The organism is Aquiflexum sp. (genome assembly GCF_041751335.1).
Taxonomy (GTDB): domain Bacteria; phylum Bacteroidota; class Bacteroidia; order Cytophagales; family Cyclobacteriaceae; genus Aquiflexum.
In genome coordinates this window covers 1-14984 of record NZ_JBGSXS010000073.1, presented here as the reverse complement: position 1 = coordinate 14984, position 14984 = coordinate 1, and the positions used below count along the sequence as shown (strand labels likewise).

At 39.6% G+C, this 14984-nt stretch carries 13 protein-coding genes; 9 read left to right on the top strand and 4 right to left on the bottom strand.

Annotation, left to right across the window (positions count from 1 at the left end; genetic code table 11):
* A partial coding sequence (locus ACEW8U_RS04660; protein WP_373520872.1) for an alpha/beta hydrolase occupies window positions 1-423 on the top strand: 423 nt, incomplete at its 5' end.
* A gap of 251 nt (window positions 424-674) precedes the next feature.
* On the opposite strand, the gene ACEW8U_RS04655 is transcribed toward ACEW8U_RS04660, so the two are convergent.
* A complete protein-coding gene (locus ACEW8U_RS04655; protein ID WP_373520871.1) occupies window positions 675-1637 on the bottom strand; it encodes a sodium-dependent bicarbonate transport family permease in 963 nt (320 codons plus the stop codon).
* A gap of 62 nt (window positions 1638-1699) precedes the next feature.
* The gene (locus ACEW8U_RS04650) at window positions 1700-2023 is read right to left on the bottom strand and encodes a hypothetical protein (protein ID WP_373520870.1); all 324 of its coding nucleotides are present in this window, start codon (window positions 2021-2023) and stop codon (window positions 1700-1702) included.
* A gap of 96 nt (window positions 2024-2119) precedes the next feature.
* Here ACEW8U_RS04650 and ACEW8U_RS04645 point away from each other — a divergent pair, with 96 nt between their 5' ends.
* The gene (locus ACEW8U_RS04645) at window positions 2120-3028 is read left to right on the top strand and encodes a LysR family transcriptional regulator (RefSeq protein ID WP_373520869.1); all 909 of its coding nucleotides are present in this window, start codon (window positions 2120-2122) and stop codon (window positions 3026-3028) included.
* On the opposite strand, the gene ACEW8U_RS04640 is transcribed toward ACEW8U_RS04645, so the two are convergent.
* Window positions 3025-5775 carry an outer membrane beta-barrel protein gene (locus ACEW8U_RS04640; protein ID WP_373520868.1) on the bottom strand — a complete coding sequence of 917 codons (2751 nt, stop codon included), beginning with the start codon at window positions 5773-5775 and terminating at the stop codon, window positions 3025-3027. The genes ACEW8U_RS04645 and ACEW8U_RS04640 overlap by 4 nt on opposite strands.
* A gap of 374 nt (window positions 5776-6149) precedes the next feature.
* Complete coding sequence (locus ACEW8U_RS04635) at window positions 6150-6377, bottom strand: hypothetical protein (protein WP_373520867.1); 228 nt, start codon at window positions 6375-6377, stop codon at window positions 6150-6152.
* Window positions 6378-6595: 218 nt separating this feature from the next.
* On the opposite strand from ACEW8U_RS04635, the gene ACEW8U_RS04630 reads away from it, so the two are divergent.
* The 7 genes from ACEW8U_RS04630 to ACEW8U_RS04600 form a co-directional block, all read left to right on the top strand.
* Window positions 6596-7057 (top strand): CHY zinc finger protein, encoded by a 462-nt coding sequence (locus ACEW8U_RS04630; protein WP_373520866.1) that lies wholly within the window; start codon window positions 6596-6598, stop codon window positions 7055-7057.
* A gap of 150 nt (window positions 7058-7207) precedes the next feature.
* On the top strand, window positions 7208-7777 hold the full coding sequence (locus tag ACEW8U_RS04625; RefSeq protein WP_373520865.1) for an RNA polymerase sigma factor: 570 nt from the start codon (window positions 7208-7210) through the stop codon (window positions 7775-7777).
* 88 nt (window positions 7778-7865) lie between these two features.
* Complete coding sequence (locus ACEW8U_RS04620) at window positions 7866-8846, top strand: FecR family protein (protein ID WP_373520864.1); 981 nt, start codon at window positions 7866-7868, stop codon at window positions 8844-8846.
* A 74-nt stretch (window positions 8847-8920) separates the two neighbouring features.
* On the top strand, window positions 8921-12367 hold the full coding sequence (locus ACEW8U_RS04615; RefSeq protein ID WP_373520863.1) for a SusC/RagA family TonB-linked outer membrane protein: 3447 nt from the start codon (window positions 8921-8923) through the stop codon (window positions 12365-12367).
* 12 nt (window positions 12368-12379) lie between these two features.
* Complete coding sequence (locus ACEW8U_RS04610) at window positions 12380-13852, top strand: SusD/RagB family nutrient-binding outer membrane lipoprotein (RefSeq protein WP_373520862.1); 1473 nt, start codon at window positions 12380-12382, stop codon at window positions 13850-13852.
* An 11-nt stretch (window positions 13853-13863) separates the two neighbouring features.
* Window positions 13864-14349, top strand: coding sequence for an alkaline phosphatase family protein (locus tag ACEW8U_RS04605; protein WP_373520861.1), 486 nt, complete (start codon window positions 13864-13866; stop codon window positions 14347-14349).
* 42 nt (window positions 14350-14391) lie between these two features.
* Window positions 14392-14984: alkaline phosphatase family protein (locus ACEW8U_RS04600; RefSeq protein WP_373520860.1), on the top strand; the 593-nt coding region annotated here is incomplete at its 3' end.

The window sequence follows — 14984 nt, the reverse complement described above, 5'->3', positions numbered from 1 at the left end:
AATCAAATGGTTTATGATAAGCTTAAGAATGAATACAATGAACAGGATATCATCATATTAGGCTATTCCATTGGAACCGGTATGGCCTCAAATCTGGCTTCAGAGAATAATCCTAAACGATTGATTTTACAGGCACCTTATTACAGCCTGACTGATCTTGCGGGTCAATTGTTCCCCTTTCTTCCACCTTTTATAATAAGGTATAAATTTGCCAATAATCAATATTTAGAAGACTGCACTATGCCCATTACCATTTTTCATGGAAATCAAGATGAAGTTATCCCCTATGAATCTTCGTTATGGCTCAAAGAAGAATTTAAATCCAAGGTACACCTGATTATCCTTGATGGGGTGGGTCATAATGGAATGACTGAAAGCGAGGCTTATAAAAGGGAGTTGAAAATTATCTTAGGGACTTTCTGAAAAGTAAAAAATAAACCGGTCTCAAAATGCGACCGGTTTGAAATGCTGAAACTCTCTTAAAGGAATCCTTCATATTTCACCCTACCACCATTTTTTCCAAGTATTCACTAGTGTTATGTTAACTTTATATTTAAAGGTTATCACGATCGGAAAATGATTAAAGTATCCTTCTTTGCGTCTTTGCGTCTCCCGAATGAATCGGAACAAGTTCTGCGGGAAAGATTGTCAATACATCCTTAACATAGCACTAGTTACGAAACTAGATAAAAATACAAAGGCATCCCGATCGTGATGTTGATCGGAAAAGTGACGGCCAAGGCCATAGGAAGGTAGAGTCCGGGATTGGATTTTGGTACGGTCATTTTCATGGCAGCAGGAACGGCAATGTAGGAGGCACTTGCAGACAGAATTGCCAAGATAAAGCGGTTGGATATTTCATCTGTTACCGATGAACTCAAAATCGCTACCACACATCCATTGAAGAGGGGAATGACGATGGCAAATATCATCGGAAACCAGCCATAGGAGAAGAAGGATTGGAGTTTTTTGCCGCTTACTATCCCCATATCCAGCAAGAAAATAGCCAAAAATCCTTTGAAGATATCATTGGTAAAAGGCTTGATTCCCTCTGCTTGGGCATCCGATGCCAGGAAACCTATCAGCAAACTTCCCAAAATCAACAGCACACTGCCATTGGTAAAGGAATGTTTGACTACTTTTCGTTTTTTTACCTGGTCGGTGCCCGCATTAGTTTTGTCATAGGAAGAGATCAATATCAGGCCTACAACAATGGCAGGTGCTTCCATCAAGGCCATTATGGCTACCATGTGGCCATGAAGCTCCAATTGCTGCATTTCCAGATAGGACACAGCAGTCACGAAAGTGACCGCAGAGATGGAACCGTAAGCCGCTGCAACAGCACCGGCATCATAAATATTCAGTTTTTTCTTTAAGATAAAGAAGGTATAGAAAGGAATAAGAAGCGAAATACCTATACCAAATAAAACGGTCCAGACGATTTCCCAAGAGAAAATCTCATGGGCCAGTTCCTGTCCACCTTTAAAACCAATGGCAAATAACAAATAAAGTGAAATGAATTTTGAGGAATTAGGGGGGATTTCCAGATCACTCTTCAAACAGACGGCAATCAGGCCCAAGACAAAAAACAATAAAGCAGGGTTGGTAAGGTTTTCTAACAATAAATCTATGTTCATATCAGGAGTTTAGAGGAATCTTGATTCAGCTAGTTATGCAGGATCCAACAAATTCAAATAGCCTATTCTGATATTTCAATATTGATAGTCGCCTGGATTCTTATAGTCCCCTCAAAAAAATCTCCATTTTGGAAGATATCGAGGATCTTCAGTTCCTGTAATTGGAGCTCGGGTAATCGCTTTACAGAAATCTTGTCAAATTCGCCAAACCTTTCCAGGCTGCTTAGATTTCTCAACTGATGGTATTTGATTTTATCTCCGAACAGTTGGAGAAGAATCTCTTTGGCATCCTTTGAAGAAAATTGTCCATTGATTAATTCTAACTTCTCAGTCTTGGTTGAGAAATGAACACTTGATTTGATGGTTTCTCCCTGTAAATTTTCCATAATTCTGTTATAATTTTTTTTTGCGTGATGCAAAATTGTTATTTTTAAATCATAAGTTTTTATTTAACTTTATAATGTTATATATAAAATATATTTATGAATTATACTCTCAACCAATTACAGGTTTTCCTTAAAGTCGTACAGACAGGCAGCGTAACGAAGGCAGCGGAAGAACTTCACCTGACACAACCTGCTGTGTCCATTCAGTTAAAAAATTTTCAGGACCAATTTGAAATACCATTGACAGAAGTGGTCGGACGAAAAATACATGTGACGGATTTTGGTCATGAGGTGGCAGATTCGGCAGAATACATTATCAATCAGGTAAATGCCATCAATTACAAAACAATGGCCTACAAAGGCTTATTGACGGGCCGTTTGAAGATCTCGGTCGTCTCCACGGGTAAATATGTAATGCCCTATTTTTTAGCAGGTTTTATGAAGGAACATTCAGGAGTTGAATTGTTGATGGATGTCACCAACAAAAGTAGGGTAGTGGAAAGCCTAAAAAAAAATGAAGTAGATTTTGCGCTCGTTTCGCTTTTGCCGACTTCGCTCAATTTTGAAAAGATGGATTTATTGGAAAACAATCTTTTTTTGGTGGGCAGTCCACAAATCGAATTCAATGAAAGCATTGCCGATGAAGATTTTTTCAAAGAGCTGCCATTGATATTCCGGGAAGAAGGTTCGGGAACACGTCAAACCATGCAGCAGTTTATCGAAAAGAATAACATTACGGTGGGGAAAAAAATGGAGCTGACCTCGAATGAGGCCGTTAAGCAGGCAGTCATGGCGGGTTTGGGCTATTCCATCATGCCCTTGATCGGAATCAAAAATGAACTGCACAACAAGCAACTCAAGATCATACCCATGAAGGGTTTGCCCATTACGACGATGTGGAGTCTGATTTGGCCAAAAGAGAAAAAGCACATGCCTGTTCCTTTGGCTTTTCTTCAATATTTGAATAAGGAGAAAGACAATATTGTCACGAAGATGATGCGTTAATTTTCCGTGTACATATCCGAATATTCCTTCTCATCCATTCCCTTGGAGAATCTTCTGAGATTATAGGTAAAACTCAACATGACATATTGTTGGAGCACATTGGATTGGGTATCCTCTATAAATGTTTCGGTGATATTTCTTCTGACATTGGCATTCTGTCCCAAAAGGTCATATACCATCAAACTTACCTCACCCCTTTGGTTATTGAAGACTTTTTTGCCAACGCTCATATTGACCAAAGTGAAATCGGTATCAAATCCTGAGGCCAACCCATTGTTGATCTGATGGTTTAGATCCAATCTGTAAATGATTCCTTCCCAAATGATCCAATTGAAATTCACCCGGAATCGTTGTTGGAAGAAGTCATTGCTGAGGTTGGGGTTGAGGGTATTGTTGACCTGATTAAAAGAAGACCTGGACCAAATGTTGAAATCCACCTGATCGCTAATATTGCTGCTCAGTGAGAATCCTGTACTCAATCGGGTGGAATTGTTGAAACCGATGTTTTCATTAACCTGTCCTGGTCTTTGGGTATATCCAAGACCTGCATTGATGTTGAAGTTGGATTTGATAAAGCCCAGTGGCATTCCGTAACTAAACCAAGATCGGAAATCCTGAAATCCGTCCAAGTTTATAGGTTTGTTCAGCTGCGAACCTCTCTCCAAGATGATACCATCTTGTATTTCTGTTGCTTCATCAGCGATCAGAACTGAATTGGAAATGAAATCATCCACAAACCTGGATTGGGCAAATACAAACCAATTTTTGTCAGAATCCGGGTTGTTACCCCTGAACCTCAGTCTGAATTGATTGGTGTATGACTGGTCAAGATCGGGATTACCTGTCCTCAACTGAATGGGATTGGTGTTGTCAACTACCCTTTGAAGTTGCCCTACATTGGGTTCATTGGTGTAAGTGTCGTAATCCAGTTGGATATTGGTACTTTCAGAGAATTTGTATTCCATCCTGACGGTAGGAAGGAGGTTTGTAAATTTTCTGTTCAATTCCTCTGTGGAAGGAAATTCCTGCAAATTGCCCAATCTGGCATCCTGATATTCAATCTCCGTCTGAATTCTAAATTTGTCAGTAAGATATTGATAACCTATTTCTGTACTTTGGGTCAAGTAATTGCTGATAAAGACATTGCTCAATGCTGTGTCTAGTAAAAAAACACCATCATCAATATCCCTGTTTTCGACATTGAATAGCAATCGGTCTGAGTCATTTTTACGGTTTCCTATTTGGTATTCGGCTTCCATCTGACCCCTTTGGCCCAAGGGCTCGGTATAAGAAACCCTTGTCTGCCAAGACGTTCCTGTTCTTTCTCGGGTAATCCTTTGGTCCAGGTTTTCAGTTCTTTGTCCATTTTCTTCAAAAAAGGTATTTTCAGCTTTTCTATCCGATTCATCTAAATTCCAACCGTTTCGAAAAGTGGTTCTTAAAGTAACCGTTCTTCCTGGTTTGTTGAATTTATGACTATAAAACAACCTATTGAAAAGATCAAAGTCTTGGTATTTACCAGTTTTGAGATTTTCAACCGTATTGATAGGATTAATTCCATTGTCAGTTTGCCCAAAAAAGCCTGAGTTTTCAGTTTCAAATCTTGCAGAAAACCTGGGAATGTACAGGAAACGATTTCTTTCATTGGGATTGTAGTCCAATCTTAAATCTGCCTGATGCTGATTGTTGACCCGGACATCTGTGCTTTTTTCAGTGTAAAATTGGTTGGAATCATCAGTGGTGATAAACTCTCTGAAGCGGTCTACTATACCGATGTTTTCACGGTTGGAATAGACATAACTACCTGCGATTTTGAGTTTATCTGCCCAAATATCCGAGTAGTTCAAGCCGAGGATATTGGTAGTGATGATCCCTTCCTGAGGATTGGCATTGTCCTGCGCATTGGGGTCACTGGAATAGTTCAAGACATTGACATTGTTGGTCAATCCTGTAATGGTGAACCTTTGATCTTCATCAAAAATATTGACACTGGCTCCAGCAAGGTATCTGTCATCTGTACCATATCCAGCAGTTCCTTTACCAAACTGGCCTTTCCTTCTGTTTGCTTTGGTAATGATGTTGATGGTTTTCATTCTTTCCCCATCATCAAATCCACTCAATTGAGCCTTTTCACTTTTTTGGTCAAAAATCTCAATGCTTTGGATCATTTCAGCAGGGATATTCTGCAAGGCAGTTCTCACATCTGTACCAAAGAATGGTTTTCCATCCACTAAAATCTGGGCAATATTTTCGCCCTGTGCCTGAATAATTCCATTTTCGGTACTAACGCCGGGAAGTTTTTCGATAAGAACCTGGGCACTGGCATCTTTCATGGTTTTGAAAGCATCGGCATTGAATGCAGTGGTATCTCCTTTTTGAGTTCCCGTGGATCTTCTGGCTTCTATGACCACTTCGTTAAGGTCTGTGGCTTCTTCCCTTACTGACAGGGTTCCCAAATCAATATTTGAATTCAGTTCAATTTCTTTGGAAAACTCTCTAAAACCCATAAACTGAACCTTGACCAAGTATGAACCTCTTTGGACGTCAGTGATTTCAAAATGTCCATCAATATCTGATACAGTGCCACCAACCTGAGAGGAATCGTTTGAGTTAAGAAGCAAGATATTGACGAAGGGGAGAGGTTCTTGCCTGTCGGATTCTTTGACAACACCTTTGATGGTAAAATTCTGGGCAGCAGTAAATTGAATGATTGATATAGAAAAAAGGAAAGATAATAGGTACTTCATTTTAAAGACTTGAGATAAATAATTATAAATAAGGTATTTTTTGTAATCGGATAATTAAACAAATTCAAAATAAAGGTCAATTGTTCATCTTTGGTGCCTTTATTTGCTGAGTGGTTTTATATTTAAAGGAACAGGGATAATTGAGATGTAGTATTTTGGGGGTGAGTAAAGCATGGTAGGAAACCCTACTGGTATGTAGGTTCAATCAGGAATCCAAAGCAATAAATAGGAAACAGAAAATCACCCCTTCTCAGATAGATAAGGTATCTGGAAGAAACAATAAAAAATTTCTGGAATATAATTCATGTAATGAACACATCTCTAATTTTGAATTGTGGTTAAACTGTTACAAAAATTGGGCAAGTTGGACTGCTTTAATGATCTCCTGGAGTATTTCTTTCCTCAGGAGAATAATCATCTTCAGATTCTTCTATTTTCTTTTTACCCTGACTGTCCTTGTATTCCTCTTTTTTTGGAGGTCTTGCACCTTCAGAATTCCCTGGAGTCTCTCTATTAGTACCCTTATCAACAGTATCATCTTTCTTTTTCCCAAAAGCCATTATTGGATATACTCCCGTTGCAATGTTATTTATAGTAAGCATAATAGAATTGGTTAGATTTATATTGGTATTTAATGATAAAATAGTCAACAATCGATCCAGAATAACCCGCTCAACCGCTGATCGGGATTTGAAATCCCGATTTCAGATAAAAAGGATTTGTAATCCTATTCTCTGCAACATCCAAATAAATACTTACTTTTGAAAGGCTATTCATTAAAAGTAGATTGATTCATGCTTGCGAGTAATTTGACCGAAATATGAAACAAACACTATTGATCTCCCTGACTCTGATACTGATTTTTTCTAGTAATACTTTTGCTCAAGAAAAGGCTGATCAACCATTCAAATTCATTGAAATTGGTGAAATCAAGGTTTTTGGCAAATCAATAGACAAACATACCCGCTGCCTGCATTGGCATTCGCAACTGGATATCATTGCGATCAAATTTAAGTGCTGCGAAAAGTATTATCCATGTTTTTCATGCCATGAAGAAGAAGCCGATCACGAGCATAAAGTATGGCCGAAATCAGAATATGGCGAAAAAGCGATCCTTTGTGGTATTTGTGGTAATGAGCTGAGCATCAAAGACTACATGGACTCTGATAATACCTGCCCTCACTGCCAATCTGGCTTCAATCCTGGCTGCAGCAATCATTATCATTTGTATTTTGAGACCGGTGACACTAAGCTAAAGGCAGCACCCACTTCCGATCAATAAACTCCTCGCTTGTCGCAACAACTTTTCAGGTTTATTGAATGAAAGTCTTTAATAGTTCAAATAATGCTGTATGTATTCTTAATAAATTGATAACAAACAAACTCTTGAATATCGAATGCGTCAGGGGTAAATTTGAATATCAGATAAATTATGGAAAGGAACACAGATAACCATTTGCTTTCTCAAATTAAACAGGGGGATGCCAAGGCCTTTGATAGTTTATTTTATAGATACTGGGAACCCCTTTTTTCCGCTGCTTTTGCGAGACTTAAATCGCAGGATCTTGCCCAGGATGTTGTTCAGGATGTGTTTATAGACCTGTGGAAAAGAAAAGATTCACTTGTAATTAAGAGAACGCTGGAGGTTTATCTTTTTACCTCAGTTAAGTACGGGGTTTTTAAGGCCATTGATACTTCAAAGGGACATGAACAACTTCAGGACACTCAGTTAATCGATGATTTTGGTTCTGATAAAATCCTTGAATTGGAGGAGCTTTATGATATTATCGAATCCAAGCTTGACCTTCTTCCCAAGACCAGTTCTGAAATCTTTAGAATGTATAAATACAATGGACTCAGTGCTGTGGAAATTTCAGAAATTACAGGGATGGCACCCCAATCCATACATAACTCCATTCAAAAAACCCTGAACTTCCTCCGCTCCGAACTTAAGGAATACAGCCCCCTGATTTTATTTATTTTTTTGAATTCGAAGTTCTAAGTTACTTTAAGGTTAATTCCCTTATGAAAGCTTAACTTTTTGTTCATTGAATTTCGGGGTAAGATGGTTCCTGTTTTTTCCCTTTTAGATGATGAAGGAAAAAAAGAGTAATAACCTGAAAGTAATCATTGCCAATCTTTTAAGGGGAAAAAAGCCTTCCAAAAGGGATCTTGACGCTATCAATGTGTGGTATTACACGCAACAGGCAGATGAGGCTGAGTTAAAAAAAGCCTTGAGATCCATCGATAGGGAAGTGGTCCTAAGAAGTATCCATAAGAAATCAAGGATCTATAAAGACCGGGTTTCCAGAAGCAGGTTCCTTTACTTTTCAGCGGCAGCAGGTTTGTTTTTGGTGTTTTTGATAGGTTCTCTTTTTTATTCCATGTTACAGAAGACTGAAGAAAACATGTTTGAAATCAGTATGACTGAAGTTTTGACAAAACAGGGTGAAAGGAAAAAAGGCGAGTTACCTGATGGATCAATTGTCTATTTGAAAGAAAACAGTAGTATAAGATTTCAGGAGGATTTTCAGGAAGGGAGATTGATCTACCTGAGTGGTGAAGCATTTTTTCAGGTCAAAAAATCAGAAAGTGAACCGTTCCGCGTAATCGGAAATTTTTTGGAAACTACTGTGCTGGGAACTGAATTTTTAGTGTCGGAAAAAAGGAATTCCACCGAGATGGTTATTGTAAAATCAGGAAAGGTAAGTGTTGCCAAACTGAAGGTTGAATCCGATCCTGTCATTCTGGATAAAGGACAAAGAGCAAGCCTAAGCATCAAAGATCAGAAACTTAAAGTGAGTTCGGTGGAGAACGATGAAAAGTATTTTGCCTGGACTGAAGGCACACTGGTGCTAGAGCGAGCCAATGCTTCAAGAATTGCCAAAGAATTGTCAACATGGTTTGGAATCGAAGTGATCAATGGGGCTACTGATACTGATTGTATAGTATCAGGGGCTTATAATAAAATGGATTTATTACAAATTCTTGAAACAATAAATTATTCTGTAAACCTTAAATATGAGTATGATGGGAAAAAACTGATAATCAAAAGTATGTCCTGTAAATAAGGTAGGACACTGCTGGAACAGTGGCCTACCGGAATTAGGAATTCAAGCACAAACACTTAAAACCTCTCAAAATTATGAAAAAAGAATTATTGAAAAGATTAAATCATCAAAAATCGAGGACGATATCTTCGCTATTCGTCATCATTTTGATGATTTGCTACACTTCTTCATTTGCGAATGACGATCAGATCAACAAAACTGTCCTTTCCTTAAAAAAGGGAAACCATAACCTTTTGGACGTTATCAGGGCAGTTGAGGACCAAACAGATTTTAATTTCTCCTTTGCGCCAAACTTGGTTGAAAACAGATCAATTACCATCATAAATTCAAATCCGTCCCTTGAAGAGGTACTGGGAAAAATCAGAGAGGAGGCTGGCATGGAGTTCAAACTTTCCGGAATGACCATTGCCCTTGCTGATTCTAAAAACCCTGGAGAAAGACTAGAAGTGATCAAAGGTACTATCATTGATGCCCAGACAGGTGAAACCCTTCCAGGTGTAAATATCCTGATAAAAGGAACGTCCCAGGGTACGGCAACTGATATAGAGGGTAATTTCACTTTGGATGTCAAGGGAGATGATATTTTGGTCATTTCATACATTGGATATGAGTCCATAGAAGTGATGGTCAACAATCAGAGTTCATTTCAGATCAAACTCACATATAAAAGCAGGGAAATAGAGGAATTTATTGTCACTGCATTGGGTATAAAAAGAGAGGAAGCATCATTAGGATACGCTACTCAGTCCATTAAGACCCAAGAACTGACTGATGCCAGAAGTAATAACTGGACATCTGCCTTGGCAGGGAAGGTTGCCGGATTGAATGTAGTCGGTGGGGGAGCAGGTCCAATGGGATCCCAAAGGATTACCTTAAGAGGAGAAACTTCGCTTAATCTCAGCAATAATGAAGCTCTAGTTGTGGTAGATGGTGTTCCAATAAATGGTAAGATAGAAGGCACTGGATTTGGAGGGCATTTAAATCAGGATAGCCCTGTGGACTTTGGTTCTGCCGTGTCCGATCTTAACCAAGATGACATTGAAAGTGTGACTGTTTTAAAAGGTCCCGCTGCCGCTGCACTTTATGGGTCAAGGGCTGCAAACGGAGCTTTGATCATCACAACAAAAGGAGGGCGTATCCAACAAAAAGGAATAGGTGTTTCCTTTAACTCCAACATCAGTACAGAAAGGACCGGCCTTCGTTGGCCGGATTACCAATATGAATATGGTGAAGGAAGGACTGCAGATTATTATTCTTATGGGAATACAGAAGATGGGCCCAATACAAGTACAAATGTAGCAGCGGGTAGGGCATGGGGTCCGAAATTCGATGGACAGATGTATTATCAATATGATCCCAATTCACCCGACGGAAGGCCGACTGAAAGAACGCTTTGGAGACCTTATGATGATTACATCAAAGGCTTTTTTAATCCTGGTTATACCATTACCAATAACATATCCGTGGAAGGAGCTACTGATAAAAGTTCAGGGCGAGTATCTGTTACCCATTTGAACAATTCTTGGATAGTACCAAACACAGGTTTTGAGAGGTTGTCAGTCTCTACTGCTTTGGACCACAAAGTCTCTGACAGACTTAAGATCAATTCGAGGGTCAATTATGTCAATAAAAAATCGGACAATCTTCCCATGGCAGGGTATAACAACCAAACCATGATGTATTTCATGATCATCGGGACTACTCCAAGTACTGATATCAATTGGTTCAGGGATTATTGGATGCCGGGACTTGAACAGATCGAGCAGAAAAACCCATTCAACCCAGGCCCGGACAATGTTTACCTCCAAGCCTATGAAATGATCAATACCATAGATAAGCATGGTGTGATAGGAAGTGTTTCGGCTACCTATGAATTTTCTAACAAGGTAAGTCTTATGCTGAGGTCGGGAATTGACCTTGCCAATGAAGACAGAACCCAACGGAGACCATACAGCATGTCCAAATATCCAAGGGGGATGTACCGACAACAATCTATTTTCAACTATGAAATCAACTCTGACTTCCTACTCACTTATTCAGAGAAAATCAATGGGGACATTGGTATGGTGTTATCAGCAGGAGGTAACAGGATGTTTAGTTACAATAACTTTAACGGAGTATATGCTGATCAATTGGCCATGCCCGGCCTGTACATGATCTCCAACTCCTTGGACCAACCTGTAGCTGATCCAAGATTATTGCAAAGGTCAATTAACTCCTTATATACTACTTCACAATTTGATTATAAAGGGAAGATCTACCTCGATCTTACAGGGAGAAATGACTGGTCAAGTACCCTACCTGCCGCTAACAATTCTTTCTTTTATCCTTCCATAAGTACAAGCTTTATTTTGGATGAATTGATGGACTTGCCCTCGGCGGTGAGTTTTTCCAAACTCCGTCTTTCTTATGCGCAGGTCGGTAACGATACCAGGCCCTATCAGACCGCAAGGTATTATGATCAGATTTATGCTACCAGTTTTACCAATCCCAATACTCTTTTCAATGCTGATCTCAAACCTGAAATCACTACTGCTTATGAAGCAGGCCTTGACCTGAGATTATTTGAAAACAAATTCGGTATTGACTTCACGGCTTATCACAGTGAAAGCCGGAACCAAATACTGGCGATTCCATTGGATATCACCTCGGGTTATGACCGTATTTTGACAAATGCCGGTCTTATTCGAAGTAATGGGTTGGAATTGGTATTGAATGCCAAAACCATGACAAGAAGGAACTTCACATGGACTACTACATTGAACTGGTCCTACAATAGGAGTTATGTGATTGAGTTGGCAGAGGGGCTGAACAACCAAATAATTGGGGAACATTCCGTTGTCAGCCTTGAAGCAAGAATTGGTGGCAGAATGGGAGATCTTTATGGCCTTGGTTTCCAGCGTTCCCGAGAAGGCGAAATCATCTATACCAATGCAGGTATTCCTGCCCAGCTTGATCCTGAAAGAAAAAACTGGGGAAATGCATTTCCTGACTGGAAAGGCGGCATCCTGAACCAATTCACTATCGGGAAATTCAGGGCCAATATTTTATGGGACGGTCAGTTGGGAGGTATGGCTTATTCGATGACAAACCACAAGTTAAATACTTTGGGGAAAACAAGAGTAACCCTTCCTGGAAGGGATGAGGGAATCATAGGCGATGGTGTAGTGTCCAATGGAGACGGTACATATGCTCCCAATACTACAGTGACCACTGCACAAAGGTATTATGATGAATATTACAAACATGCCAACGTTGAAACGAATATATTCGACACCTCTTTCATCAAATTGAGGGAGGCAAGGGTTGAATATACTTTTTCTCCTTCCATTTTGTCAAAGATCGGATTGGTTCAGGCCACTGTAGCCCTTTATGGAAGGGACCTTTTGCTATTTACCAGTTTCCCAGCCTTTGATCCAGAAATAGCGATGCTCAATAGCGGCACTTTACTTCCGGGGGTTGAAATGACCCAATTTCCTTCCACACGTACCATGGGAATGAATATTTCTTTGAAATTTTAAAGTCGACCAATTATGAAACTTAAAATACAATTTATAACTCCTTTAGTCCTGATTTTGGTTTTTTTCCAATCCTGTACGCAGGATTTTGATGAAATCAACGCTGACCCAAACAGACCAAGTGAAGTTTTCCCAGGAGTGATTCTTGACCAACTGCAATATAGATTGGTGAATTCTTCAATAGGTAGGTCCAGAGGGTTTACACATGAAATGATGCAGATGATGTCTCCAAGGGCAAGTGTTAATAACGGTCTGCATCGATATGTCATTGAGCCTAACAATTCGGAAGGGTTTTGGAACAATCATTACCGGTTGATGACTGACCTTATGAATATGTATCAGGTATCTGAAAGATTAGGGGCAGACGCCTATATGGGTGTTGCTTTGGTTTTAAGATCCTGGAGTTATTCCATGATGACGGATGCTTTTGGCGATATTCCATTCTCTGAATCAAATAAGGTAGAGCAAGGGGTATTCCAACCAGTTTTTGATACTCAGAAGGACATTTACCAACAGATGCTAATTGACCTTGAAAATGCCAATACTTTGCTTTCGGGAACTTCAAGTTTTATATATGGTGGAGATCTGATCTATCAAACTACCGGAGCTGCTGGAATCCTTAAGTGGAGGAAGTTTTGCAATTCTCTCCGAATCAGGTTATTACTTCGTATTTTGAATAAAGATGGTGAAATCAATGTGGTTGAACAGATCAATATGATTTTGGGAAATCCTATTAAATATCCCGTATTCGAATCCATCGAGGATGACGCCATTTTAAGATATCCCGGCACATTTCCATTCTACAATCCATATTTCAATCTCAGAAATCTGAGCTGGAATGAAGGGGTGTATTATTCCATATACTTTATAGATTGGCTCAATGGAATGGACGATCCACGAAGAGAGGTGTGGGCAACCACCATAGAAGAAAACGGTGAGCAGGTATATAAAGGTATCATGAGCGGGTACCCCAGTGAAGTCGAATATACGGTAGGTTCACATTCAAGTTTCCCCAGTGAACTGAGAGATTTTTCTGACCTGGGATTGATAATGACCTATTCTGAACTGGAGTTTATTTTCGCCGAACTTGCCCTGAGAGGTTATGAAACTCCAAAATCAATTAAGGACCATTATGAAGGTGGAATAGCATCCTCTATCAGACAATGGGGGAAAAATGTTCCCTCAGGACACTTTGATAACCCTTTGGTAACCTTCAATGAATCAGCTTCATTTGAGGCCCAATTGGAACAGATTATTCAGCATAAGTATTTTGCGCTGTTTTTTACGGATTACCAGGCTTGGTATGAAAAAAGAAGGACAGGCTATCCGATTCTACCAAGAGGGGATGGGATACCGGCTGAAAACAGATTCCCGGTAAGAATTACTTATCCCAACTACCTTCAGGCACTGAACCCAGATAATTTGGAAGCTGCGGTTGCAAGGATGGGCGGTGATACACCTGATACAAAAGTATGGTGGGAGAAATAAACATGTTAGTTATGAAAAAATTGTATATTCTGGTTTTGTCACTGGCCTCGGTTGCCATGGCATGCACCCAAGCAAAGGAAAATAATTCCGATCTAAAAACAGTAGTAATCATAGTAGATGCCCTTCGGTTTGATTATGTGAATGAGCAAAATACTCCTAACATTTATTCACTTATGGATAAAGGTTCAGTAGGTCAGCACCATCACAGCACATTTCCCACTGTGACAAGGGTAAACTCAACTTCCTATGCAACAGGATCTTACCCGAAAACACATGGGATAATGGGCAACAGCCTTTATCTTCCCATAGTGGACCCAATTAAAGGTTTGAATACCGGAGATGCCCGGACAATGATGTTAGCTGATTCTTTGACGGCGGGGAAATTGATCACCAGTATGTCTGTAGGGGAAGTTTTGGAAAGAAGTGGTAAAGGCAGATATGCAGTATTCAGCACAGGCTCAACAGGGCAGTCGTTTTTACTTAACCACAGAATTTAAGGTCTGGGAATTATCAATCCTGAGATGATTTTGCCTTTTGAAATGAATAATAAGGTTATTCAAGACCTGGGAGAAGTTCCACCAAAAGCAAAGCCCAATAAAGAAAGGCACAAATGGGTTACAGATGCTTTTATCCGGTATGCACTCAAAGAAGACTTGGTCGATGTGGCTACCATTTGGTATTCTGATCCAGATGCAACAGCCCATGGAGAAGGTATTGGTGCCCCAATGACCATGGAATCAATAAAGAATGTTGATGAGCAGATCGGAAGAATTATAGCTTCAATTTCCGAACTTGGTATGGAGAATAGGGTCAATGTGATAATATCTGCTGACCACGGATTTGCTACGCACAAAGGAAATCCTGGAATTGCTGCTCATCTGATTGAAAATGGGTTGAAAAAAGCCAAGGATTCAAATGATATCATTGTCGTCGGAAATGCTATTTATATAGCCGAAAATTCAAAGCAAAACTCAGTTCAAATCATCAAGTCCTTAATTTCTGAAGAATGGGTTGGGGCAATATTTGTAAATTCAGAACTCAAATTGGATGAGGACCTTTCAGGAAATTTATTCTCCTTAGAAACTTTCAATTGGGATCATGCCCAAAGAGCAGCAGACCTGTACGTGGATGT

Excerpts from the sequence above, each read along its gene's own strand:
- ACEW8U_RS04610 (WP_373520862.1), top strand. The coding sequence starts at position 12,380 with ATGAAACTTAAAATACAATTTATAACTCCTTTAGTCCTGATTTTGGTT.
- ACEW8U_RS04630 (WP_373520866.1), top strand. The coding sequence starts at position 6,596 with ATGAAACAAACACTATTGATCTCCCTGACTCTGATACTGATTTTTTCT.
- ACEW8U_RS04625 (WP_373520865.1), top strand. The coding sequence starts at position 7,208 with ATGGAAAGGAACACAGATAACCATTTGCTTTCTCAAATTAAACAGGGG.
- ACEW8U_RS04640 (WP_373520868.1), bottom strand. The coding sequence starts at position 5,775 with ATGAAGTACCTATTATCTTTCCTTTTTTCTATATCAATCATTCAATTT.
- ACEW8U_RS04635 (WP_373520867.1), bottom strand. The coding sequence starts at position 6,377 with ATGCTTACTATAAATAACATTGCAACGGGAGTATATCCAATAATGGCT.
- ACEW8U_RS04650 (WP_373520870.1), bottom strand. The coding sequence starts at position 2,023 with ATGGAAAATTTACAGGGAGAAACCATCAAATCAAGTGTTCATTTCTCA.
- ACEW8U_RS04655 (WP_373520871.1), bottom strand. The coding sequence starts at position 1,637 with ATGAACATAGATTTATTGTTAGAAAACCTTACCAACCCTGCTTTATTG.
- ACEW8U_RS04605 (WP_373520861.1), top strand. The coding sequence starts at position 13,864 with ATGAAAAAATTGTATATTCTGGTTTTGTCACTGGCCTCGGTTGCCATG.
- ACEW8U_RS04645 (WP_373520869.1), top strand. The coding sequence starts at position 2,120 with ATGAATTATACTCTCAACCAATTACAGGTTTTCCTTAAAGTCGTACAG.
- ACEW8U_RS04615 (WP_373520863.1), top strand. The coding sequence starts at position 8,921 with ATGAAAAAAGAATTATTGAAAAGATTAAATCATCAAAAATCGAGGACG.
- ACEW8U_RS04620 (WP_373520864.1), top strand. The coding sequence starts at position 7,866 with ATGATGAAGGAAAAAAAGAGTAATAACCTGAAAGTAATCATTGCCAAT.